This window comes from Streptomyces sp. NPDC052301 (genome assembly GCF_044593395.1).
Lineage (GTDB): Bacteria > Actinomycetota > Actinomycetes > Streptomycetales > Streptomycetaceae > Streptomyces.
Genome location: NZ_JBIUBE010000008.1, coordinates 48,874 through 71,415, shown reverse-complemented (window position 1 = coordinate 71,415; position 22,542 = coordinate 48,874). Strand labels below are relative to the sequence as shown.

General features: G+C 71.2%; 20 protein-coding genes and 1 pseudogene. 14 read left to right on the top strand and 7 right to left on the bottom strand.

Annotated features, from left to right (window positions below):
• Positions 1–18: 18 nt before the first annotated feature.
• Together ppgK and ACIHEJ_RS23140 are read right to left on the bottom strand one after the other, a co-directional pair.
• Positions 19–771: a polyphosphate--glucose phosphotransferase gene (gene ppgK, locus ACIHEJ_RS23145; protein WP_400138377.1), complete on the bottom strand. Its 753-nt coding sequence runs from the start codon at positions 769–771 to the stop codon at positions 19–21.
• A 29-nt stretch (positions 772–800) separates the two neighbouring features.
• On the bottom strand, positions 801–1,826 hold the full coding sequence (locus ACIHEJ_RS23140; protein WP_400138376.1) for a 4-hydroxy-3-methylbut-2-enyl diphosphate reductase: 1,026 nt from the start codon (positions 1,824–1,826) through the stop codon (positions 801–803).
• Positions 1,827–1,891: 65 nt separating this feature from the next.
• On the opposite strand from ACIHEJ_RS23140, the pseudogene ACIHEJ_RS23135 reads away from it, so the two are divergent.
• The 4 genes and pseudogenes from ACIHEJ_RS23135 to ACIHEJ_RS23120 form a co-directional block, all read left to right on the top strand.
• Positions 1,892–2,284: pseudogene (locus tag ACIHEJ_RS23135) on the top strand (amino acid permease); the annotation flags it as partial.
• A 91-nt stretch (positions 2,285–2,375) separates the two neighbouring features.
• Complete coding sequence (xseA, locus tag ACIHEJ_RS23130; protein ID WP_400138375.1) at positions 2,376–3,584, top strand: exodeoxyribonuclease VII large subunit; 1,209 nt, start codon at positions 2,376–2,378, stop codon at positions 3,582–3,584.
• Entirely contained in the window at positions 3,581–3,808 is a 228-nt protein-coding gene (locus tag ACIHEJ_RS23125; protein ID WP_400138374.1) for an exodeoxyribonuclease VII small subunit, read from the top strand. The genes xseA and ACIHEJ_RS23125 overlap by 4 nt, the downstream gene beginning before the upstream one ends.
• A gap of 143 nt (positions 3,809–3,951) precedes the next feature.
• Positions 3,952–4,542: a malonic semialdehyde reductase gene (locus ACIHEJ_RS23120; RefSeq protein ID WP_400138373.1), complete on the top strand. Its 591-nt coding sequence runs from the start codon at positions 3,952–3,954 to the stop codon at positions 4,540–4,542.
• A gap of 58 nt (positions 4,543–4,600) precedes the next feature.
• Here the strand turns inward: ACIHEJ_RS23120 and ACIHEJ_RS23115 are convergent, their stop codons facing one another.
• Positions 4,601–5,128 carry a DUF4245 domain-containing protein gene (locus ACIHEJ_RS23115; RefSeq protein ID WP_400138372.1) on the bottom strand — a complete coding sequence of 176 codons (528 nt, stop codon included), beginning with the start codon at positions 5,126–5,128 and terminating at the stop codon, positions 4,601–4,603.
• 127 nt (positions 5,129–5,255) lie between these two features.
• Here ACIHEJ_RS23115 and glpX point away from each other — a divergent pair, with 127 nt between their 5' ends.
• Positions 5,256–6,290 (top strand): class II fructose-bisphosphatase, encoded by a 1,035-nt coding sequence (glpX, locus tag ACIHEJ_RS23110; RefSeq protein ID WP_400138371.1) that lies wholly within the window; start codon positions 5,256–5,258, stop codon positions 6,288–6,290.
• A gap of 97 nt (positions 6,291–6,387) precedes the next feature.
• On the opposite strand, the gene ACIHEJ_RS23105 is transcribed toward glpX, so the two are convergent.
• Positions 6,388–6,762, bottom strand: coding sequence for a WhiB family transcriptional regulator (locus ACIHEJ_RS23105; protein WP_400138370.1), 375 nt, complete (start codon positions 6,760–6,762; stop codon positions 6,388–6,390).
• Between the two features lie 174 nt (positions 6,763–6,936).
• Positions 6,937–7,668 (bottom strand): DUF1707 domain-containing protein, encoded by a 732-nt coding sequence (locus ACIHEJ_RS23100; protein WP_400138369.1) that lies wholly within the window; start codon positions 7,666–7,668, stop codon positions 6,937–6,939.
• Positions 7,669–7,836: 168 nt separating this feature from the next.
• On the opposite strand from ACIHEJ_RS23100, the gene ACIHEJ_RS23095 reads away from it, so the two are divergent.
• Positions 7,837–9,531 (top strand): fumarate hydratase, encoded by a 1,695-nt coding sequence (locus ACIHEJ_RS23095; protein ID WP_400138368.1) that lies wholly within the window; start codon positions 7,837–7,839, stop codon positions 9,529–9,531.
• Positions 9,532–9,735: 204 nt separating this feature from the next.
• Here ACIHEJ_RS23095 and ACIHEJ_RS23090 read toward each other — a convergent pair whose 3' ends face one another.
• Complete coding sequence (locus ACIHEJ_RS23090) at positions 9,736–10,440, bottom strand: nucleotidyltransferase domain-containing protein (RefSeq protein WP_400138367.1); 705 nt, start codon at positions 10,438–10,440, stop codon at positions 9,736–9,738.
• A gap of 80 nt (positions 10,441–10,520) precedes the next feature.
• Here ACIHEJ_RS23090 and ACIHEJ_RS23085 point away from each other — a divergent pair, with 80 nt between their 5' ends.
• The 3 genes from ACIHEJ_RS23085 to ACIHEJ_RS23075 all read left to right on the top strand — a co-directional run bounded on the left by ACIHEJ_RS23085 (position 10,521) and on the right by ACIHEJ_RS23075 (position 15,090).
• Positions 10,521–11,906 carry a class II fumarate hydratase gene (locus ACIHEJ_RS23085; protein WP_400138366.1) on the top strand — a complete coding sequence of 462 codons (1,386 nt, stop codon included), beginning with the start codon at positions 10,521–10,523 and terminating at the stop codon, positions 11,904–11,906.
• Between the two features lie 84 nt (positions 11,907–11,990).
• Positions 11,991–12,680, top strand: coding sequence for a DUF402 domain-containing protein (locus ACIHEJ_RS23080; protein ID WP_400138365.1), 690 nt, complete (start codon positions 11,991–11,993; stop codon positions 12,678–12,680).
• Between the two features lie 295 nt (positions 12,681–12,975).
• Entirely contained in the window at positions 12,976–15,090 is a 2,115-nt protein-coding gene (locus ACIHEJ_RS23075) for a SpoIIE family protein phosphatase (RefSeq protein WP_400138364.1), read from the top strand.
• 60 nt (positions 15,091–15,150) lie between these two features.
• Here ACIHEJ_RS23075 and ACIHEJ_RS23070 read toward each other — a convergent pair whose 3' ends face one another.
• Positions 15,151–17,478, bottom strand: a complete 2,328-nt coding sequence (locus ACIHEJ_RS23070) for a transglycosylase domain-containing protein (protein WP_400138363.1) — start codon at positions 17,476–17,478, stop codon at positions 15,151–15,153.
• 232 nt (positions 17,479–17,710) lie between these two features.
• Between ACIHEJ_RS23070 and ACIHEJ_RS23065 the strand changes: the two genes are divergently transcribed.
• The 5 genes from ACIHEJ_RS23065 to ACIHEJ_RS23045 all read left to right on the top strand — a co-directional run bounded on the left by ACIHEJ_RS23065 (position 17,711) and on the right by ACIHEJ_RS23045 (position 22,537).
• Positions 17,711–18,646: an SPFH domain-containing protein gene (locus ACIHEJ_RS23065; RefSeq protein WP_400138362.1), complete on the top strand. Its 936-nt coding sequence runs from the start codon at positions 17,711–17,713 to the stop codon at positions 18,644–18,646.
• Positions 18,643–18,873, top strand: a complete 231-nt coding sequence (locus tag ACIHEJ_RS23060; protein ID WP_400138361.1) for a hypothetical protein — start codon at positions 18,643–18,645, stop codon at positions 18,871–18,873. Before ACIHEJ_RS23065 ends, ACIHEJ_RS23060 begins: the two co-directional genes overlap by 4 nt.
• 111 nt (positions 18,874–18,984) lie before the next feature.
• Positions 18,985–19,509 (top strand): PadR family transcriptional regulator, encoded by a 525-nt coding sequence (locus tag ACIHEJ_RS23055; protein ID WP_400138360.1) that lies wholly within the window; start codon positions 18,985–18,987, stop codon positions 19,507–19,509.
• Entirely contained in the window at positions 19,506–20,195 is a 690-nt protein-coding gene (locus ACIHEJ_RS23050; protein WP_400138359.1) for an ABC transporter ATP-binding protein, read from the top strand. Before ACIHEJ_RS23055 ends, ACIHEJ_RS23050 begins: the two co-directional genes overlap by 4 nt.
• On the top strand, positions 20,192–22,537 hold the full coding sequence (locus tag ACIHEJ_RS23045; protein WP_400138358.1) for an ABC transporter permease: 2,346 nt from the start codon (positions 20,192–20,194) through the stop codon (positions 22,535–22,537). Before ACIHEJ_RS23050 ends, ACIHEJ_RS23045 begins: the two co-directional genes overlap by 4 nt.
• Positions 22,538–22,542: the final 5 nt, after the last annotated feature.

Here is a 22,542-nt window from a genome sequence, read left to right as displayed (position 1 = left end):
GCCCGCTGTCCACCGCCCTCAGGGCCGGCTCTCCTGGGCCGCTCGCATCGCCGCCCCCACGATCCCCGCGTTGTTCTGCAGCTGCGCGGGGACGATCTCGGCTCTGATGCCCTCGATGAGGTGCAGGAACTTGTCCGCCTTGCGGCTGACTCCGCCGCCGATGATGAACAGCTCCGGCGAGAAGAGCATCTCCACGTGCGCCAGGTACTTCCGGACGCGGTTCGCCCACTGCTCCCAGCTCAGCCCGTGGTCCTCCTTGGCCTTGCTGGAGGCCTTCTTCTCCGCGTCGTGGCCGTTCAGCTCGAGGTGGCCCAGCTCCGTGTTCGGGACGAGGAGGCCGTCCACGAAGAGGGCACTGCCGATACCGGTGCCGAAGGTGAGCAGGACGACCGTGCCCCGTCTGCCGCGGCCGGCACCGAACTGCATCTCGGCGACGCCCGCCGCGTCCGCGTCGTTGACCACCGTCACCGGCAGCCCGCCCAGCCTGCCGCTGAACAACGCGCGCGCGTCCGTGTCGATCCAGCTCTTGTCCACATTGGCCGCCGTGCGGACCGTGGCGCCGCCCGTCACCACTCCGGGGAAGGTCAGCCCGACCGGGCCGGTCCAGCCGAAGTGGTTCACGACCTGCTCGACCCCGTCGGCCACGCCGTCGGGCGTCGCCGGGTGCGGGGTGAGCACCTTGCAGCGCTCCTGGGCCAGATCGCCCCTGTCCAGGTCCACAGGGGCGCCCTTGATCCCGGATCCGCCGATGTCCACGCCGAAGATCTGCATGGCTCCACGTTACGACGGGCGACTGACAGTCACGCCCCGGAGGCCGCCTCGGGTCCGGACCCGCCGCGCTCGGCGACCAGGGTGGCGGCCTCCTCGCGCAGGTCGCGGCGGAGCTCCTTGGGCAGCGAGAAGGTGATGGACTCCTCGGCGGCCTTGACGATCTCGACGTCCGCGTAGCCGCGCTCGCCGAGCCACTCCAGGACCTGCTCGACCAGGACCTCGGGGACGGAGGCGCCGGAGGTGACGCCGACGGTGGTCACGCCGTCCAGCCAGGCCTCGTCGATCTCGTCGGCGAAGTCCACCAGGTAGGCGTCGCGGGCCCCGGCGAGCTTGGCGACCTCGACCAGCCGCTTGGAGTTGGAGGAGTTGCGCGAGCCGACGACGATGACCAGCTCGGCCTCGGCGCCCATCTGCTTCACGGCGAGCTGACGGTTCTGCGTGGCGTAGCAGATGTCGTCGCTGGGCGGGGAGACGAGCCCGGGGAACTTCGTCTTCAGGGCGTCGACGGTCTCCATGGTCTCGTCCACGGAGAGGGTGGTCTGCGACAGCCACACGACCTTCGACGGGTCGCGGACCTCGACCTTGGCGACGTCCTCGGGGCCGTCGACGAGCTGGATGTGGTCGGGGGCCTCGCCGGAGGTGCCGATGACCTCCTCGTGGCCCTCGTGGCCGATCAGGAGGATGTCGTAGTCCTCCTTGGCGTAGCGGACGGCTTCCTTGTGGACCTTGGTGACCAGCGGGCACGTGGCGTCGATGGTGGCGAGGCGGCCCCGCTCGGCCTCCTCGTGGACGACCGGGGCGACGCCGTGCGCGGAGAACATCACGATGTTGCCGGGCGGCACCTCCTCCGTCCGCTCGACGAAGACGGCGCCCTTCTTCTCCAGGGTCTGCACCACGTACTTGTTGTGGACGATCTCGTGCCGGACGTAGATCGGGGCCCCGTACTGCTCGAGGGCCTTCTCGACGGCGATCACGGCGCGGTCCACACCGGCGCAGTAGCCACGGGGGGCGGCGAGCAGGACACGGCGGCCAGTCGAAGCGGTCATGGGTCCCATCGTAAGGGTGCGTTCGGCGGCGCCGAGATCGCGTGCCCCGTGCGGTGCGGGGAAGAGTGGGGCGCATGTCCGACACCGGAACGACCGCCTCCGCGACCGGTGCGCGCCGACGGCTGCGGCGCAGCCTCGGTCCCCGGGACCTGGTCGCCTACGGGCTGCTGTTCATCGCGCCGATGGCGCCGGTCGGGGTGTTCGGCTCGCTGGACGCCACGTCGCACGGTGCGGTGGCGCTGGTCTACGTGGTGGCGACGGTCGCCATGGGATTCACCGCATTCAGTTATGCGCAGATGGTGCGGGTCGTACCGCGGGCGGGGTCGGTGTTCGCCTACGCGCGCGTGGGGCCCGGCAGGGGGGCCGGGTTCGTCGCCGGGTGGATGGCGATGCTGGACTACGTGCTGATCCCGGCGGTGGCCTGCCTGTTCTCCGGGATCGCGATGAACGCGCTGGTCCCCGGGGTGCGAGCAGCCGTGCCGCGGCTTCCCGGGGCGCGGGACTGAGCCCACCGGTGCTGCGGACCCGGTGTCGTAGGGGACCGTTACGCTCGAGCCCATGGCTGTGAACACCTCGCCCGAAGCCCCCCTCCCCGTCGGTGAGGTCTCCCGGCTGATCGGGGGCTGGATCGACCGGCTCGGGGCGGTGTGGGTCGAGGGGCAGATCACGCAGTTGTCGCGGCGGCCCGGTGCCGGGGTCGTGTTCCTGACGCTGCGCGACCCGTCGTACGACGTCTCCGTCAGCGTGACCTGTTACCGGCAGGTGTTCGACTCCGTCGCGGACGTGGTCGGCGAGGGCGCCCGCGTCGTCGTGCTGGCGAAGCCCGAGTGGTACGCCCCGCGTGGGCAGCTCTCCCTGCGCGCCGCCGAGATGAGGCCCGTCGGCGTCGGCGAGCTGCTGGCCCGGCTGGAGCAGCTGAAGAAGACACTCGCGGCCGAGGGGCTGTTCGCGCCGGAGCGGAAGAAGCCGCTGCCGTTCCTGCCGCAGTTGATCGGCCTCGTCTGCGGGCGGGCCTCGGCCGCGGAGCGGGACGTGCTGGAAAACGCCCGGCACCGCTGGCCCGCCGTCCGCTTCGAGGTGCGCAACGTCGCCGTGCAGGGCGTGCACGCCGTCCCGCAGGTCGTGCAGGCGGTGAAGGAGCTGGACGAGATCGAGGACGTGGACGTGATCGTCGTCGCGCGTGGCGGCGGCAGCGTCGAGGATCTGTTGCCCTTCTCCGACGAGCAGCTCGTGCGAGCCGTGGCGCAGTGCCGTACGCCCGTCGTCTCCGCCATCGGGCACGAACCCGACAACCCTCTCCTCGACCACGTCGCCGACCTGCGCGCCTCCACGCCGACGGACGCGGCCAAGAAGGTCGTGCCGGACGTGGGCGAGGAGTTCGAGCGGGTGCGGATGCTGCGCGACCGCGCCCGGCGGTGCATGAACGCGTATCTCGAGCGGGAGGAGCGCGGGCTGGCGCACGCGCTGGCCCGGCCCTCGATCGAGGATCCGCACCGGATGATCGACGAGCGGGCCGATCACGTGGCGTCCCTGGTCGAGCGGAGCCGGCGCACCCTCGGCCATCTGCTGGACCGCGCGGACTCGGAGCTGACGCACACGCACGCGCGTGTGGTGGCCCTCTCCCCCGCGGCCACGCTCAAGCGGGGCTACGCGGTGCTCCAGAAGTCCGACGGGCACGTGGTGCGTGACCCGGAGGAGGTCACCCAGGGCGAGGCGCTGCGGGCCCGCGTCGCCGACGGCGAATTCACAGTGAAGGTGGGCGAATGACCGGCAAGGTGGACGAGGCGCTCTCGTACGAGCAGGCGCGGGACGAGCTGATCGAGGTCGTACGGCGGCTGGAGGCGGGCGGTACGACGCTGGAGGAGTCCCTCGCGCTGTGGGAGCGCGGTGAGGAGCTGGCCACGGTGTGCCGGCGCTGGCTGGAGGGGGCGCGGGCCCGGCTGGACGCGGCGCTGGCCGAGGAGGGGGGCGAGGAGGAGGACGCCGGGTAGGCGTCGCTCCGGGGCTGTGAAGCGGATCACCGCGGCCCGACTTTTGTTGAAGGTTGAACTTCACTGGCGTAGTGTCGTCCCGTCAGCCGATCCGGACCACGGTCCGGTACGTCGGATCGCGACACCGCTTAGGAAGTCAACGCATGTCTCTCGTTCTTGACCCCGCCGCCCAGGACCTGCTGTTCCGCGAGGCCCGCACCGCGAACACCTTCAGCGACGAGCCGGTGACCGAGGAGCAGGTCCAGGCGATCTACGACCTGGTCAAGTACGGCCCCACCGCCTTCAACCAGTCGCCGCTGCGCATCACCCTGGTCCGCTCCCCCGAGGCCCGCGAGCGCCTGGTGCAGCACATGGCCGAGGGCAACCAGCCGAAGACGGCCGCCGCCCCGCTGGTCGCGATCCTCTCCGCGGACAACGAGTTCCACGAGGAGCTGCCGGCCCTCTTCCCGCACTTCCCGCAGGCCAAGGACGTGTTCTTCAGCGAGCGTCCGGCCCGTGAGGGCGCCGCCGCGCTGAACGCCACCCTGCAGGCCGCCTACTTCATCATCGGCGTCCGCGCCGCGGGCCTCGCCGCCGGCCCGATGACCGGCCTGGACTTCGAGGGCGTCCGCAAGGAGTTCCTCGACGACGACCACACCCCGCTGATGGTCGTCAACATCGGCAAGCCGGGTGAGGACGCCTGGTTCCCGCGCTCGCCGCGCCTGGCCTACGAGGACGTCGTCACGACCGTCTGAGCAGCCGCACATGACTGAGGCCCCCGGCGATGCCGGGGGCCTCAGCCATGTGCGTGGGTCACTTCGTCCTCAGCGCCGCCGCCATCTTCGTCAGCTCGCCGAAGGACGCGGTGCCGGCCACCACCGTCGTGGAGCCGGGCGTGTCCTGAAGCACGAGGGCGTCGTACCGGCCGCCGGTGTAGCGGGTCCAGGTGCGGCCGCCGATCCGCTCGGTCCGCTTCGTCGCCGACGCGCCCTGGCTGGCGGTGTCGATGAAGGCGGAGCGCTTCTGCGCGGACTGCTCGAGCTGCACGTACTGGCCGTCCGGCGTCTGGAAGCCCAGGTGCCAGCGGTCGGACTCCTCGCCCTGGAAGCGCACGGAGGTCGCCTTCCAGGTGCTCGGCAGGCCCTCGGGGGCGGCCACCGGGTAGCTCGCCGCGCGACGGGCCGTGAGCAGGTCGACCTGGTAGTCGACCCGCTTGATGTCGGGAGCGTGATCGTCGTGCGGGATGCCGAAGAGCCAGACGGCCACCGCCGCGATGCCGATCAGGGCCAGGGAGAGAACCATGTCCCGGACCGTCTTCTGCTTGCCGTTCGAACCTGCCACGCCCTCTATCGTCGCAGGTGCCCCAAGCGCTCATCCGTGGGGTCCCCTGCTCATTTTGTCTGCTCAACGATAGAGTCAAGGGCAACACCCTCATCCGGCCGTCGTCGTATCAGAAAGGTGCGCTCCGATGACCGAAAATCATCACCTGCCGTCCGAGCTCGATGTTCCCTCCGAGGCTCCCGACCGCAACCTCGCCCTGGAACTCGTCCGGGTGACCGAAGCCGCCGCCATGGCCGCGGGCCGCTGGGTGGGGCGCGGCGACAAGAACGGCGCCGACGGCGCCGCCGTGCGCGCCATGCGGACCCTCGTCTCCACCGTCTCGATGAACGGCGTCGTCGTCATCGGCGAGGGCGAGAAGGACGAGGCCCCGATGCTCTTCAACGGGGAGCACGTGGGCGACGGCACCGGCCCCGAGGTCGACATCGCGGTCGACCCGATCGACGGCACCACGCTCACGGCCAAGGGCATGCCGAACGCCATCGCCGTGCTCGCCGCCGCCGAGCGCGGCGCCATGTTCGACCCGTCCGCCGTGTTCTACATGGACAAGCTGGTCACCGGCCCCGAGGCCGCCGACTTCGTCGACATCGACGCGCCCGTGGCCGTGAACATCAAGCGGATCGCCAAGGCGAAGAAGGCCACGCCGGAGGACGTCACCGTCGTCATCCTCGACCGGCCGCGGCACGAGGGCCTGATCAGGGAGGTCCGGGAGGCCGGCGCGCGCATCAAGCTGATCTCCGACGGCGATGTCGCCGGCTCGGTGTACGCACTGCGCGAGGGCACGGGTGTCGACCTGCTGCTCGGCATCGGCGGTACGCCCGAGGGCATCATCTCGGCCTGTGCCGTGAAGTGCCTGGGTGGGACGATCCAGGGCAAGCTGTGGCCCAAGGACGAGGAGGAGCGTGCGCGGGCCATCGACGCCGGGCACGATCTGGACCGCGTGCTGACGACCGACGACCTGGTCTCCGGCGAGAACGTGTTCTTCGTCGCCACCGGTATCACCGACGGTGAGCTGCTGCGGGGTGTGCGGTACCGGTCGGAGACCGCGCTGACCGAGTCGATCGTGATGCGGTCGAAGTCGGGGACGGTACGCAAGATCGACTCCGAGCACCGGCTGAGGAAGCTGCGGGCGTACAGCGCGGTCGATTTCGACCGGGCCAAGTGAGCAGCCGCCCGGTGGACCCCGCGCCCGCGGGACAAGGGCCCCCGCGCCCCTGAAGTGAGAAAGCGCCCCCGGTGCGGAGGGGGCGCCCTTCCTTCGCCTATCCGGCTATGCGGTTGGCCGTCGCCCTCGTCGCCTTCTTCAGTTCGACCTCCCGCCTGCGGCGCCTCGCCAGGACCACCCGGCGTTCGGCCGCCGTGAGGCCGCCCCAGACGCCGTAGGGCTCGGGCTGGAGGAGTGCGTGCTCGCGGCACTCGACCATGACCGGGCAGCGGGCGCAGACGCGCTTGGCCGCCTCCTCGCGGCTCAGGCGCGCCGCCGTCGGTTCCTTCGACGGAGCGAAGAACAGACCGGCCTCGTCGCGCCGGCACACCGCCTCGGTGTGCCAGGGAGCGTCTTGGTCCCTGTCTCGCGCCGGCACCCGCGGGGCCGGAACGGCAGCTACCTGCAGGGACGAATGCGGCGGTTGCAGCACGGTCTACTCCTGACGACGGCTTCGCGAGCGAGAGACGATGACGCAAGGCCTACCCGCTGTGCGCGCGCCTATGCACAGCGTTCCCAACCGCAGGCGCGTGGCGGCTCGTTCACGCCCCCCGCACCTCTGTCGCCGCAGGACCGGCCCCCTCCGGTACCGGCGGATTCGCGACCGTCAACGGTCCAGGTGTTTGCGCAGCTTCCTGTCGACCTTGTCCTGGACCCGCTCCAGTTTCCGGTCGATCTTGCCCTGCACGCGGTCCAGGATGTCCGCCACGCGCTTGCCGCGCCTCGGACGCGCCTCCACGTTGCCGAGTACGGCCCAGCCGTCGACGTAGACGACCGGCGCGTCGCCCTCGACCGAGTCCAGCGTGTCCACCTCGAAGTTGCCGAGGACGCCGCCCCCGGTGCCGCGCAGGGACACGTTCTCCGGGACGCGGATCTGGATGTCTCCGAAGACCGAGACGGCCTTGATGACGACCTGCTGGTACTCGAAGATCGCCTCGCTGAGGTCGATCTCGACGCTGCCGAAGATCGAGTACGCGTGCAGCCGGCGGCCGGCGCGCCAACGGCCCCGGCGTACGGCGCTGCTGAAGACGGCGACCACGTTGGCGTCGGCCTCGGCCGGGACCGCGCCGGGCGTCGGACGGGGCGGGGCCGGCGCGTAGGCGGCGGCCGGACGCTGATGGGCGGCGGGCAGGTCCTGGATGAAGACCTCCAGCTCGCCCACCGTTTTGGCGTGCAGCACCCCCTCGACGCGCTCGGCGTGCTCCTCGGCGGTCAGCCGGCCCTCGGCGAGGGCCTCGCGCAGGATGTCGGCGACCCGGTCGCGGTCGGCGTCCGAGGCACGCAGGGCGGAGACGCGCGGCGCGGCGTCCTGGGTTCGGGCGGGCTTCTGAAGGTCCACGACAGCAGAGTACCGAAACGCGATAGATCGCGACTAGGGGTGGTGCGGAACCCGGGCGTGTCGAACTGAGCCTTACCTCACAGGTTCCGTGTCGGCGGCAGGTTCTAGGCTGGTGGAGCCCGCCGACGTCGACGGGCGACCGTCCGTCAGAGTGAGGAATGGGCTGAGATGCCTGAGTTCGCGTACACCGATCTGCTCCCCCAGGGAGAGGACACCACCCCGTACCGGCTGGTGACGTCCGAGGGCGTCTCCACGGTCGAGGGGCCCGACGGGCGGACGTTCCTCACGGTGGAGCCGGAGGCGCTGCGCAAGCTGGCCGAGGAGGCCATCCACGACATCCAGCACTACCTGCGCCCGGCCCACCTCGCCCAGCTGCGCCGCATCATCGACGACCCCGAGGCGTCGAGCAACGACAAGTTCGTCGCGCTGGACCTGCTGAAGAACGCGAACATCGCGGCGGCCGGCGTGCTGCCGATGTGCCAGGACACCGGCACGGCGATCGTCATGGGCAAGCGCGGGCAGAACGTGCTGACGGAGGGCCGCGACGAGGAGGCGCTGAGCCGCGGCATCTACGACGCCTACACGAAGCTGAACCTGCGCTACTCGCAGATGGCTCCCCTCACCATGTGGGAGGAGAAGAACACCGGCTCCAACCTCCCGGCGCAGATCGAGCTGTACGCGACGGACGGCGGCGCCTACAAGTTCCTGTTCATGGCGAAGGGCGGCGGCAGCGCCAACAAGTCCTTCCTGTACCAGGAGACGAAGGCCGTCCTGAACGAGGCCTCCATGATGAAGTTCCTGGAGGAGAAGATCCGTTCGCTGGGTACGGCCGCCTGCCCGCCGTACCACCTGGCGATCGTGGTCGGCGGTACGAGCGCCGAGTACGCGCTGAAGACCGCGAAGTACGCCTCCGCGCACTACCTGGACGAGATCCCGGCCGAGGGCTCGGAGCTCGGGCACGGCTTCCGGGACAAGGACCTGGAGCAGAAGGTCTTCGAGCTGACGCAGAAGATCGGCATCGGCGCGCAGTTCGGCGGCAAGTACTTCTGCCACGACGTGCGCGTGGTCCGTCTCCCCCGGCACGGCGCGTCCTGCCCGGTCGCCATCGCCGTCTCCTGCTCGGCCGACCGCCAGGCCGTCGCGAAGATCACCGCCGAGGGCGTCTTCCTGGAGCAGCTGGAGACCGACCCGGCGCGCTTCCTGCCGGAGACGACGGACGCCGAGCTGGACAGCGGCTCCGCCGCGGGCCTGGACGAGTCCTCGGACGTGGTCAGGATCGACCTCAACCAGCCGATGGACACGATCCTCGCCGAGCTGACCAAGTACCCGGTCAAGACCCGCCTCTCCCTGACCGGCCCCCTGGTCGTGGCCCGCGACATCGCGCACGCCAAGATCAAGGAGCGGCTGGACGCGGGCGAGGAGATGCCGCAGTACCTGAAGGACCACCCCGTGTACTACGCCGGCCCGGCGAAGACCCCCGAGGGTTACGCCTCCGGTTCCTTCGGCCCGACGACGGCCGGCCGCATGGACTCCTACGTGGAGCAGTTCCAGGCGGCGGGCGGCTCCAAGGTGATGCTCGCCAAGGGCAACCGCAGCAAGCAGGTCACGGACGCGTGCGACGCCCACGGCGGCTTCTACCTCGGCTCCATCGGCGGCCCCGCCGCCCGCCTCGCCCAGGACTGCATCAAGAAGGTCGAGGTCCTGGAGTACGAGGAGCTGGGCATGGAGGCGGTCTGGAAGATCGAGGTCGAGGACTTCCCCGCGTTCATCGTCGTGGACGACAAGGGCAACGACTTCTTCCAAGACCCGGCCCCGCAGCCGACGTTCACGTCGATCCCGGTGCGCGGGCCCGGGCTGGCCTAGTACCCGGGGTGCGGCGGGACCGGACCCGGGGCTGAGCCCCGGGTCCGCAGTGCGGCACGACGGCCTGGTCCTCGAACGCCGGACGGACTGGATGGTGCCGACGTTCACGTCGGTCCCGGTGCGTGTTCCGGGTCTCGGCCGAGCCCCCGTGGAACCGCGGTGAACCCCCGGCCGTGGACCGGGGGCTCCTGCACGTCCACGTCCTCAGCCGCGCCTGTACCCGGCCCACAGGGGTCCGCCGGCCCGGGACAGGGCCTCGTGCACCGCTGCCGTGAAGGCGTCCAGGCCCTCGGGCGTGCCGGTGATCGCCGCTGCCGCGCCCGTCGTCAGCCGGTCGTGCAGCGCGGGGTCGGCAGCGGCGAGGCGCCGGGAGAGCCACTTGCCGCCGCCCAGCCAGTGCCCGCCCGCGAGCAGCGCCAGTTCCGAGGCGCGCCGCAGCAGCTCGGCCACCAGATACGTGCGCTCCAGCGGGTCGGTGCAGCCCCGCAGGTCGTCCAGGGTGTCGGTGAGCGCGTACCGCCGGTCCTCCAGCTCCGTGGCCGGCACCGGAGGCGGCCCGGCGCCCAGCCGTTCGCGGGCCTCGGTCTGCAGCGCGGCCCCGAGCCCGTCCGCGTCGGCCAGCAGCAGGCCGTCCGCGCACATGGCGAGCAGCGGGGACGCGCGCTCGGCCGTCTCCCGTTCCGCGAAGCCCCGCCAGTCGGCCTCCGTCTGGACGAACAGCTCCACCGGCCAGCCCCGGTGCACCAGGCTCTCCCGGAACGGAGCGGGCGGCCCGGCCAGCAGGACCACGATGTCCAGGTCGGAAGCGGGCGTACGGCGCTCGGTCAGGACGCTGCCGGCCAGGAAGGCGGCACGGGCCCTCGGGAAACGGTCACGGACCAGGTCCCCCGCGATCTCCACATGATCCATCGGCCCAGTCTGGCACCGCCGTGGCCACCCGGCCGGCCCAGCCCCGGAACAACCATGCCCCTCCGACCGCTGTACCCGGCATGAGCGAATACCGCATCGAGCACGACTCCATGGGCGAGGTCCGCGTCCCGGCGGACGCCAAGTGGCGGGCCCAGACGCAGCGTGCCGTCGAGAACTTCCCCGTCTCCGGCCGGCGGATCGAGCGGGCGCACATCGAGGCGCTGGCCCGGATCAAGGCGGCGGCGGCGAAGGTGAACGCCGAGCTGGGTGTGCTGGACCAGGACGTGGCGAAGGCGATCCAGGAGGCGGCCGGGGAGGTCGCCGAGGGCGCGTGGGACGAGCACTTCCCCGTCGACGTGTTCCAGACGGGCTCCGGGACCTCCTCCAACATGAACACCAACGAGGTCATCGCCACCCTCGCCACCGAGCGGCTCGGGCGGGACGTGCACCCCAACGACCACGTCAACGCCTCGCAGTCGTCCAACGACGTGTTCCCGTCGTCGATCCACATCGCCGCCACCGCCGCCGTCACGCACGACCTCGTCCCGGCCCTGGAGCATCTGGCCGCCTCCCTCGCCCGCAAGAGCGAGGAGTTCGCCGACGTCGTGAAGTCCGGGCGGACCCATCTCATGGACGCGACGCCGGTGACACTGGGGCAGGAGTTCGGCGGGTACGCGGCCCAGGTGCGGTACGGCGTCGAGCGGCTGAAGGCCTCCCTGCCGCGCCTGGCCGAGTTGCCGCTGGGCGGCACCGCGGTGGGCACCGGGATCAACACCCCGCCCGGCTTCTCCGCCGCCGTGATCAAGGAGGTCGCCCGGGCCACCGGGCTGCCCCTCACCGAGGCCCGCGACCACTTCGAGGCGCAGGGCGCCCGGGACGGGATCGTGGAGACGAGCGGGCAGCTCAGGACCATCGCGGTCGGACTGACGAAGATCGCGAACGATCTGCGCTGGATGTCGTCCGGGCCGCGGACCGGGCTCGCCGAGATCCGGCTCCCGGATCTGCAGCCGGGGTCCTCGATCATGCCGGGGAAGGTCAACCCCGTGGTACCGGAGGCCGTACTGATGGTCGCCGCCCAGGTCATCGGCAACGACACCACCATCGCCACCGCCGGTGCCGCCGGGAACTTCGAGCTGAACGTGATGCTGCCGGTCATCGCCAAGAACGTCCTGGAGTCCGTCCGGCTGCTCGCCAACGTCTCGCGGCTGCTGGCCGACCGGACGGTCGACGGCATCACCGCCGACCGTGAACGCACCCGCGAGTACGCCGAGTCGTCCCCGTCCGTGGTCACCCCGCTCAACAAGTACATCGGCTACGAGGAGGCCGCGAAGGTCGTCAAGAAGTCGCTCGCCGAGCGGAGGACCATCCGTGACGTGGTCCTGGAGGGCGGGTACGTGGAGCGCGGCGATCTGACGCGGGAGCAGCTGGACGAGGCGCTGGACGTCCTGCGGATGACGCACCCGTAACCGCGAGCGTTCCTTTCCGGCCACGGCCACAGAACCGTGATGCGCACCGCAGCGTCGTATGCCTACGGCACCTAATATCTGTGCATGACGGACGACGGAGCGATGAGACGGATGGCAGCCACCCCTGCGGCGTACTGGACCCCCGGGACCCAGATCCTGTGGCGTTACCGGGAGAACGCCGGTGAGCACGTCCACATCGCCCGACCCGTCACCGTCGTGCGCGACGACGCGGAGCTGCTCGCGGTGTGGCTCGCGCCCGGCACCGAGTGCGTCAAGCCGGTCCTGGCCGACGGCACGCCCGTGCACGTGGAACCGCTGGAGTCCCGCTACACCAAGCCGCGCACGGTGCAGCGGGACCGGTGGTTCGGGACGGGCGTGCTGAAGCTGGCCCAGCCGGGCCGGCCCTGGTCGGTGTGGCTTTTCTGGGAGCCGGGCTGGCGCTTCAAGAACTGGTACGTCAATCTTGAGCAGCCGCTGGCACGTTGGGCGGGCGGGGTGGACTCCGAGGACTACTTCCTGGACATCTCCGTGCACCCGGATCGCAGTTGGCACTGGCGCGACGAGGACGAGTTCGCCCAGGCCCAGCGGGACGGGCTGATGGACGAGGAGACCGCCGAGCGGGTGCGGGCGGCCGGGCGGGACGCGGTCGAGGTGATCCGCGCCTGGGGACCGCCGTTCCCGGACGGCTGGCAGCACTGGCGCCCGGATCCCTCCTGGGAGGTACCGTCACTCCCCGAGGACTGGGACCGTACGCCCGCGCACGTGTCCTCATGAGACCCTTGATGCGCCCCCCGGCAAGAAACGTAGGATCGTCCTCCGCAAGGGCGCATCACAGCAACTACCGGAGCATGCACCCGGCCTGATCGATCGTCACCGAGGGGCGGCAGCACGTGAGCGAGGCGCACCAGGGCACCACCACCGCCGGCCGTGCAGGCACCGACGGTGACACAGGAACAACCTCTGACCACGCGGGAATTCCGTTCCTGGGGCACGTATTGCGGGTATCGGGATTTCTGCGGGACCAACTGCGCGGCAGGCCCATGGCCCCGGACGGATGGATGCGACACGCGTGACGGAGCAGCCCACCTCCTTCGAGCGCCCCCAGGGCGCCGACCCCGCGGAGGCCCGCGGGGCGCTCCTGCGTACCCAGAAGCCGCCCGGCACCCCCGCCTTACCGGTGCAGGCCCGGGCCGACGGCGCGCCCTCGGGGCCGGGCACGGCCACGCCCTGCGGCCAGGGAAAGGACGGCACGGGGAAGGAGTCCCCAGTCGGCAAGGGGAAGGAGCCCCCAGTCAACGGCCCCGAGCACTCCCAGCCCGCCACCACCGAGCCCGGCACGCACCGCCCGCGTCCCGCACCGGAAGGCATCCCGCCGCAGCCCGCCGCCGAGTCCGACCGGACGCCGGGCGGCCCGGAGCGCCGTACCGGGCGCGGGCTGCCGCCGGGCCGGCCGATGCCGATGCGGCGCGACGGCGACCGGCTCAGGTTCGTCGGCGCGGCCACCCGGCGGATCGCCCGCGGTCTCGATCTGGACGAGATCGTGATGGGGCTGTGCCGGGCCACCGTGCCGACCTTCTCGGACGCGATCCTGGTCTATCTGCGCGACCCGCTGCCGGTCGGCGACGAGCGGCCCACCGGTCCGGTGGTGCTGCGGCTGCGCCGTACCGACCGGATCCCTCAGGAGCGGGACACCGACGGTGTGCCGCTGCCGCCGGCCTTCGACCCGGATCCGGAGCCGACCGCGCTGGCGGACCTGTCGTCGCTGACGACCGAGCTGTGCGAGGTGCGCCCCGGCGGCGCGCTGAACGAGGTGCTGCGCGGGGTGCGGCCGGTGTTCGCCGACGCGCCCGCCGCCCGGGCCGCGCTGCCCGAGCTGCTCGGCGAGGGCAGCGAGGCGGTCGTGCCGTCCGGGCAGCACGCGATCCTCGCGCCGCTGCGCGGCCGGCGCCGGGTGATCGGCGCGGCGCTGTTCCTGCGCCGCCCGGAGCGGCTCGCGTTCGAGGCGGACGACCTGCTGGTCGCCGCCCAGCTGGCCACGCACAGCGCGCTCGGCATCGACAAGGCGGTGCTGTACGGCCGGGAGGCCTACATCGCCGACGAGCTGCAGCGCACCATGCTGCCCGAGACCCTGCCCCGCCCGACCGGCGTGCGGCTGGCCTCGCGGTATCTGCCGGCCGCGGAGACCGCGCGGGTGGGCGGCGACTGGTACGACGCGATCCCGCTGCCGGGCAGCCGGGTCGCGCTGGTGGTCGGTGACGTCATGGGGCACTCCATGACGTCGGCGGCGATCATGGGCCAGCTGCGGACGACCGCGCAGACCCTGGCCGGGCTCGATCTGCCGCCGCAGGAGGTCCTGCACCACCTGGACGAGCAGGCGCAGCGGCTCGGCACCGACCGCATGGCGACCTGCCTGTACGCCGTCTACGACCCGGTCACGCACCGCATCACCATCGCCAACGCCGGCCATCCGCCGCCCGTGCTGCTGCACCTGGGCGGCCGGGCCGAGGTGCTGCGGGTGCCGCCGGGCGCGCCGATCGGGGTCGGCGGGGTCGACTTCGAGGCGGTCGAGCTGGACGCACCCGCCGGGGCGACGCTGCTGCTCTACACCGACGGCCTGGTGGAGTCCCGGCTGCGGGACGTGTGGACCGGGATAGAGCAGCTGCGCGAACGGCTCGCCGCGACCGCGCAGTTGACCGGCCCCGACCATCCGCCGCCGCTCGAGGCGCTGTGCGACGAGGTGCTGGACATGCTCGGCCCGGGCGACCGGGACGACGACATCGCGCTGCTCGCGGCCCGCTTCGACGGGATCGCGCCGAGCGACGTGGCGTACTGGACGCTGTCCCCGGAGGACTCCGCTCCGGGCCAGGCACGCAGGCTGGCCCGGCGTGCCCTCGCCCGCTGGGACCTGGAGGAGCTGACCGACTCGGTGGAGCTGCTGGTCAGCGAGGTCGTGACGAACGCCGTGCGGTACGCCTCCCGGCCGGTGACGCTGAGGCTGCTGCGCACGAACGTGCTGCGCTGCGAGGTCGGCGACGACGTGCCGCAGCTTCCGCGGCTGCGGCAGGCCCGGGCCACGGACGAGGGCGGGCGCGGTCTGTACCTGGTCAACAAGCTGGCCCGGCGCTGGGGTGCGACCCGGCTGAGCACCGGCAAGGTGGTCTGGTTCGAGCTGAACCGCGGCTGAGGGCCCGGCACATGCGTGAGGGGCGCCCGGTGAGCACCGGGCGCCCCTCACGTGTGTCTCCTACTGGTCGCCGAGGTCGAGCGGATCCTCGGGTGAGCTCTCCCCGCCCGTCGGCTCCTTGGTCGTCGGGCTCTGGCTCGGGGTCTGGCTGGGTGTCTGGGACGGGGTCTGCGACGGCGTCCGGGACGGCGTCTGCGACGGCGACTCGGACGTCGGCGCCGAGCTGGACGGCGTCTGCGACGGCGTCTGGGACGGGGTCCGGCTGGGGGTCGGGGTCGTGCTCGGCTCGACGGCCGCGCCCTGGTCCGTGTTCAGGTCGAACCGGGCAGCCCCGTCCGTCACGCCGAAGGTGTAGTCGGCCCAGATCTGCGCCGGGTAGCCACCGCCGTTGATGCGGGGCGGGATCAATCCGGTCGCGCCGGTCAGGGACACGTGCCGGTGGTTCTTGTTCTCGCCGAACAGGCCGACGGAGGTGACGAGGTCGGGGGTGTAGCCGGTGAACCAGGCGGACCTGTCCTCGTCGGAGGTACCGGTCTTGCCGGCCACCTGCTGGCCGGTGCGCAGCGGGTTCTTCGCCACGTTCGTCTTAGCCGTACCGTCGTCGACCACGCCGGTGAGCACCGAGGTCACCGTGTCGGCTGTGGTCCGGCTGATCACCGGGCCGCCGATCGGGTCGGGGAACTCGATGTCGGGGTGGCTCTTGTTCTCGGCCGACTTGACGATCGTCGGGGTCACCTTGGTGCCGTGGTTGGCGAAGGTGGCGTAGATCCCGGCCATCTCCAGCGGGCTGGCGCCCATCGAGCCCAGGGTCTGGGCGGGCACGGGCTCCATGCCCTCGGTGTCCATGCCGAGGTCCTTGGCCGTGCTCATCACCTTGTCCATGCCCACGTCCATGCCCATCTGCGCGAAGACGGAGTTGACGGAGTTGTTCATGGCCTGCTGGACGGTGATGGGGCCGTAGTCGCGGTGGTCCTCGTTCGGCGGGCCGAAGCCGACCCGGGTGCCGTGGTCCAGGACCTGGCGGCCGCTGGTGCCGTCGTAGACCGTGTCGGCCGAGATCGCCTTGCCGTCCTGGGTGGTCGCGGCCTCCTGGATCGCGGCGGCCAGGATGACCGGCTTGAAGGTCGACGCCGGCTGGTAGTCGCGGCGGGTCGCGTTGTTGTAGAAGTGCTTGAAGTAGTCCGTGCCGCCGTACATGGCCACGACCTTGCCCGTCTTCGGGTCGACGGACACGGCACCGGGCTGGACGTCGCCGTCGACCGGGCGCTTCTTCGCATCGAGCTTGCTGGTCAGCTCTTCCTTGACGGCCTGCTCCAGCCGGTGCTGCTTCTTCTTCTCGATGTTGAGCGTGATGGTCCAGCCGCCCTTGCGCACCAGCGCCTCGGCGTCCCCGAGGGTGGCGGCGCTGCCCTGGGCGACCAGCCGCTTCTCCAGCGCCGTGTTGGCCGCGTCCACCAGGTAGCCGGTCTGCCCCTTCATGCCGGGCGCCGCCTTGGGCTCCTTCGGCTTCGGGAAGGTCAGGCCCTGGCGCTTGCCCGCGTCCAGCCAGTGCTGCTTGACCATGTTGTCCAGGACGTAGTTCCAGCGGGCCACCGCGAGCTTCTTGCCCGTGTCGGTCGCCTGGTTCCAGTCGTACTGGTTCGGCGCCTGGAGCAGCGCGGCGAGGTAGGCGCCCTCCTGGACCGAGAGCTTCTTGGCGTCCTTGTGGTAGTACGCCTGTGCCGCGGCCTGGATGCCGTAGGCGCCGCGGCCGTAGTAGCTGGTGTTGATGTAGCCCGCCAGGATGTACTCCTTGGACTTCTGGCGGTCCAGCTTCAGCGAGATGACCAGTTCCTTCAGCTTGCGCGAGACGGTCTGGTTCTGGTCCAGGTAGTAGTTCTTGACGTACTGCTGGGTGATCGTCGAACCGCCCTGCGTGCCGCGCCCCATGACGGTGTTGAGCACACCGCGGGCGGTGCCCTTCAGGTCGACGCCGGCGTCGTGGTAGAAGGACTTGTTCTCGGCCGCGACGAAGGTGTGCTGGACGTCCTTGGGGACGTCGGAGAGGTCGACGCTCTCACGGTTGAGCTGGCCGGTGCGGGTGAGCATCGTGCCGTCGCTGTACTTGTAGATGTTGCTCTGCAACTGGGCGTCGGCGTTGCCCGCCGGTATGTCCACGTACATGTACAGCCCGATGAAGGCCGCGATCACCAGCAGGCACAGGCCGAAGAACGTGCCGAGGATCTTCTTCCAGGTGAAGAGCCGGCGTATGAAGCTCTTGGCCGGCTTGCCGCCGGATGCGGGTCCGGTGCCGGCCACGCCTGCCGCGGGTGTCGAGGAGCGGGGGCGCTTGGGCGCCGCGCGGCGGCCACCGCGCTGTCGCGCTCGTCTCTCTTCCGCTCGTCCCATGAGTCCCTGTGCTCCGCTTCCGTCTCGGGGTCAGCTCCGAAAGCTAACACCCGTCTATATGACAAAGGGCGTCCGATCCGCTCTTTTACGGACGTGACAATCAGCACCCGCCCCACAGGGAACCGACGGATCTGGAGGCCATGGGGTTGCCTCCGGCCATAAAAGTGATATCACTTAGCTAGAAGGAAGCTAGGCCCGCCGAGGCGGGCCGCACGAGAAACGGGGATCCGCCATGTCCGCATCCGACCCGGCCGCCACCGCCGACGTACCCGAGCTGCCCGCGCCGCGGGTGCGGGAGTTCAATGCGCACAGCATCGGCGGCGGGCTCGCCCTGCTGCTGGGGCTGCTCGGGCTCGCCGTCGCCGTCGCCCTCTTCGCGGGCGCCTCGGCGGTCTCCGCCGCCGGCGCCAAGGGCGGGCTGATCATCGCCGGGGTCGTCGTCTTCCTGGCCGCCGTCATCGCCATGCGCGGCCTGAACACGGTCGCGCCGGGCGAGGCCCGCGTGGTCCAGCTCTTCGGGCGCTACCGGGGCACGATCCGGCAGGACGGTCTGCGCTGGGTGAACCCCTTCACCTCACGGACCCGGATCTCCACCCGGGTGCGCAACCACGAGACCGCCGTCCTGAAGGTCAACGACGCCTACGGCAACCCGATCGAGCTGGCCGCGGTCGTGGTCTGGAAGGTCCAGGACACCGCGCAGGCCACGTTCGAGGTGGACGACTTCGCCGAGTTCGTCGCCACGCAGACCGAGACGGCCGTGCGGCACATCGCGATCGAGTACCCCTACGACGCCCATGACGAGGACGGCCTGTCGCTGCGCGGCAACGCCGAGGAGATCACCGAGAAGCTCGCCGTCGAGCTGCAGGCACGGGTGGAGGCGGCCGGAGTGCACATCATCGAGTCGCGCTTCACCCATCTCGCGTACGCTCCCGAGATCGCCTCGGCGATGCTCCAGCGGCAGCAGGCGGGCGCCGTCGTGGCCGCCCGGCGGCAGATCGTGGACGGCGCGGTCGGCATGGTCGAGGCGGCACTCGGCCGGATCGCGGAGGCGGACATCGTGGAACTGGACGAGGAGCGCAAGGCGGCGATGGTCTCCAACCTGATGGTGGTGCTGTGCGGCGACCGGGCCCCGCAGCCGGTCCTCAACACCGGGACGCTCTACCAGTGACGGAATCCTCGGAGTCCCCGAAGCGGCGACAGCCGCAGCAGCGCAAGCAGGTGCTGCTGCGGCTGGACCCGTCGGTGTACGAGGCGCTCGCCCGGTGGGCCGGTGACGAGCTGCGGTCCGCCAACGCGCAGATCGAGTTCCTGCTGCGGAAGGCACTGGCCGAGGCGGGGCGTCTGCCCAAAGACACCGGGCCGCTTCCGCGCCGTGGCCGGCCGCCTGTTTCGTAACCGTGACAATCGGGCCCCCACCGGGCCCCACCTGCGCCTGTGCACCCCCCGCCATGGTCTGCACACGGCACGTATACATCCCGCGTATACACCGTGTGTAGAGTGCGGGGCATGTCCATCGGTCACACCCTTCTGGGGATCCTGGAGTCGGGACCGCGCCACGGCTACGACCTGAAGCGCGCCTTCGACGAGAAGTTCGGTCACGACCGGCCGCTGCACTACGGCCAGGTCTACTCCACGATGTCCCGGCTGCTGAAGCACGGCCTCGTGGAAGTCGACGGCATCGAGGCGGGCGGCGGTCCCGAGCGCAAGCGGTACGCCATCACCGACGCGGGCGTCACCGACGTCGAGCGCTGGCTCGAGACCCCGGAGAAGCCGGAGGAGTACCTCCAGTCGACCCTCTACACCAAGGTCGTCCTCGCTCTCCTCACCCACCGCGACGCGGCCGTCATCCTCGACACCCAGCGCGCCGAGCATCTGCGCAGCATGCGGATCCTGACCGACCGCAAGCGCAAGGGCGACCTCGCGGACCAGCTGATCTGCGACCACGCCCTGTTCCATCTCGAGGCCGACCTGCGCTGGCTGGAGCTGACCGCGGCGCGCCTCGACAAGCTTCGTGAGGCGGTGGCCAAATGACCCATCCCGCCGGTTCCCTGCTGGTCGCCGACGACCTGCGCAAGGCCTACGGCCCCACGCTCGCGCTGGACGGCGCCGAGTTCTCCATCCACCCCGGCGAGGTCGTCGCCGTGATGGGCCCCTCCGGCTCCGGCAAGTCGACGCTGCTGCACTGCCTCGCCGGCATCGTGCCGCCCGACTCGGGCTCCATCCTCTACAACGGCCGCGAACTGGCCGGCATGTCCGACTCCGAACGCAGCGCGCTGCGCCGCAGCGAGTTCGGATTCGTCTTCCAGTTCGGCCAGCTCGTCCCGGAGCTGACCTGTGTGGAGAACGTGGCGCTGCCGCTGCGGCTGAACGGCACCTCCCGCAAGCAGGCCGAGAAGGCCGCGCTCGGCTGGATGGAGCGGCTGGAGGTGGACGATCTCAAGGACAAGCGGCCCGGCGAGGTCTCCGGCGGCCAGGGGCAGCGCGTCGCGGTGGCGCGGGCGCTGGTCACGACGCCCCGGGTGATCTTCGCCGACGAGCCGACCGGCGCGCTCGACTCCCTCAACGGGGAGCGCGTGATGGAGCTGCTGACCGACGCGGCCCGCTCCACCAACGCAGCCGTCGTCCTCGTCACGCACGAGGCCCGGGTGGCCGCCTACTCCGACCGCGAGATCGTCGTACGCGACGGCAAGTCCCGGGACATGGAGCGCGCCATATGAACAGCCGCCAGTGGTGCAGGGATCTGGGCATGGGGGTCCGGTTCGCCTTCACCGGCGGGCGCGAGGGCTGGATCCGGGTGCTGCTGACGGCGGTCGGTGTCGGCCTCGGCGTGGCGCTGCTGCTGCTGACGACCGCGATCCCCAACGCGATGGCGGTACGGCACGACCGCGACGCGGCCCGCCTGGACTACACCTACGGTCCGTCCCGGCCCAAGGCCGCTGACACCCTGGTGATCTCCGACGCCAACTCGACGTTCCGCGGCAGCGACGTGCGCGGCCGGCTGGTGGAACCCGAGGGACCGCGGGCACCGATCGCGCCGGGCCTGTCGGCGTACCCGGCGCCGGGCGACATGGTCGTCTCCCCCGCGCTGAAGCACCTGCTCGCCTCCGACAGCGGGAAGCTGCTGCGCGAGCGGCTGCCGTACCGGATCGTCGGGACGATCGGCGAGAGCGGCCTCATCGGCTCGCACGAACTCGCCTACTACGCCGGCGCGAAGAACCTGGCCCCGCGGATCAACGGCTGGCAGACGGCCCGGATCGACACGTTCGGCCCGCCGAAGCGGACCGAGACGAAACGGCTGGACCCGGTCCTGCTGCTGCTGGTGCTGGTCGTCTTCGTGGTGCTGCTGATGCCGGTCGCCGTGTTCATCGCCGCCGCCGTACGGTTCGGCGGGGAGCGGCGCGACCGCAGGCTGGCCGCGCTGCGGCTGGTGGGCGCCGACAGCCGGATGACCCGGCGCGTCGCGGCGGGCGAGGCCCTGGCCGGGTCCCTGGTCGGACTGGCCCTCGGCACGGTCTTCTTCCTGCTCGGCCGGCAGCTCGCGGGCTCGGTCGAGATCATGGGCGTCAGCGTGTTCCCCAGCTACCTCAACCCCTCGCCGACCCTGGTCGTCCTGGTCGCGATCGCCGTTCCGGCGGCGGCGGTGCTGGTGACCCTGTTCGCGCTGCGCGGGGTGGTCATCGAGCCGCTGGGCGTGGTCCGCACGGCCAAGGCCAGGCGCCGCCGGCTGTGGTGGCGGCTGCTGCTGCCGCTGGCCGGTCTGGGGCTGCTCGCCCCGATGATCGGGAAGGGCTCGGAGAACGGCTACTTCAACGAGTACCAGGTGATCGGGGGCGTCCTGCTGCTGCTCCTCGGTGTGTCCGTGCTGCTGCCGTGGGTCGTCGAAGCGGTGGTGGCCCGGCTCGGCGCCGGCGGGGCGGCCTGGCAGCTGGCGGTACGACGGCTGCAGTTGAAGAGCGACTCGGCGGCCCGCATGGTGAACGGCATCGCGGTCGCGGTGGCCGGGGCGATCGCGATACAGATGCTGTTCGCGGGCGTCCAGGGCGGCTACACCAAGGTCACCGGACAGGACACCACTCGGGCGCAGATGCAGGTCAACCTGTCACGGGGGGTCGACTTCACCACGGCCGCCAAGAAGTTCGCCGCCACCGAGGGCGTGAGCAAGGCCGTCGCACTGGGCAGCGCCGACGTCGGCGACCGGAGCTGGCACGGCAAGGGACCCACGGCCTCGACCGGCGTCACGGTCGGCGACTGCGCGGCCCTGCGCGAGCTGGCCCGGCTGCCCAGCTGCCACGACGGCGACGTCTTCGTGGCCACCGGGTCCGACAGCACCTCCGACGCCGACACGGCGAAGCTGGCCAGGACGGGCCGCCGGGTCTGGCTCGACATGAACTTCGGCGTCCACCAGCGGCCGGAGATCACCTGGACCGTACCGGGCGGCCTGAAGCACGTCCGCGCCATCACCTCCCCGGACGGCAACAAGATCGGCGGGTTCCTGCTGACCCCGTCCGCCGCGCCCGGTCGCCGCACCGTGGCGTTCAGCGGGTCGGTGTACGTGTCGATCGACGAGTCGGTCCCGGACGTGCGCGAGTACGTCCGCAACACGGCGGCGGCGATCGACCCGATGGCGGACACGATGTTGTGGTCGGCCACCGAGGAGTCGAACAAGTTCACCTCCATCCGCACCGGGACGTTCGCCGGCGCCATCTGTGTGCTGGCGCTGATCGGCCTGAGCCTGCTGGTCTCCCAGCTGGAGCAGTTGCGCGAGCGCAAGCGACTGCTGTCGGCGCTGGTCGCGTTCGGCACCCGGCGACGCACCCTCGGCGTGTCGGTGCTGTGGCAGACGGCCATCCCGGTCGCCCTGGGCCTGCTGCTCGCCTCGGCCGTCGGGCTGACGCTCGGCGCGGTACTGCTGAAGATGGTGGGCACGACCGTGTCCGTGGACTGGTCGGGCGTGCTGGCGATGACGGGCGCCGGGGCAGGGGTGGTCCTCGCGGTGACGCTGCTGAGCCTGCCGCCGCTGATGCGGCTGGTACGGCCGGAAGGATTGCGCACCGAGTAGGCGAG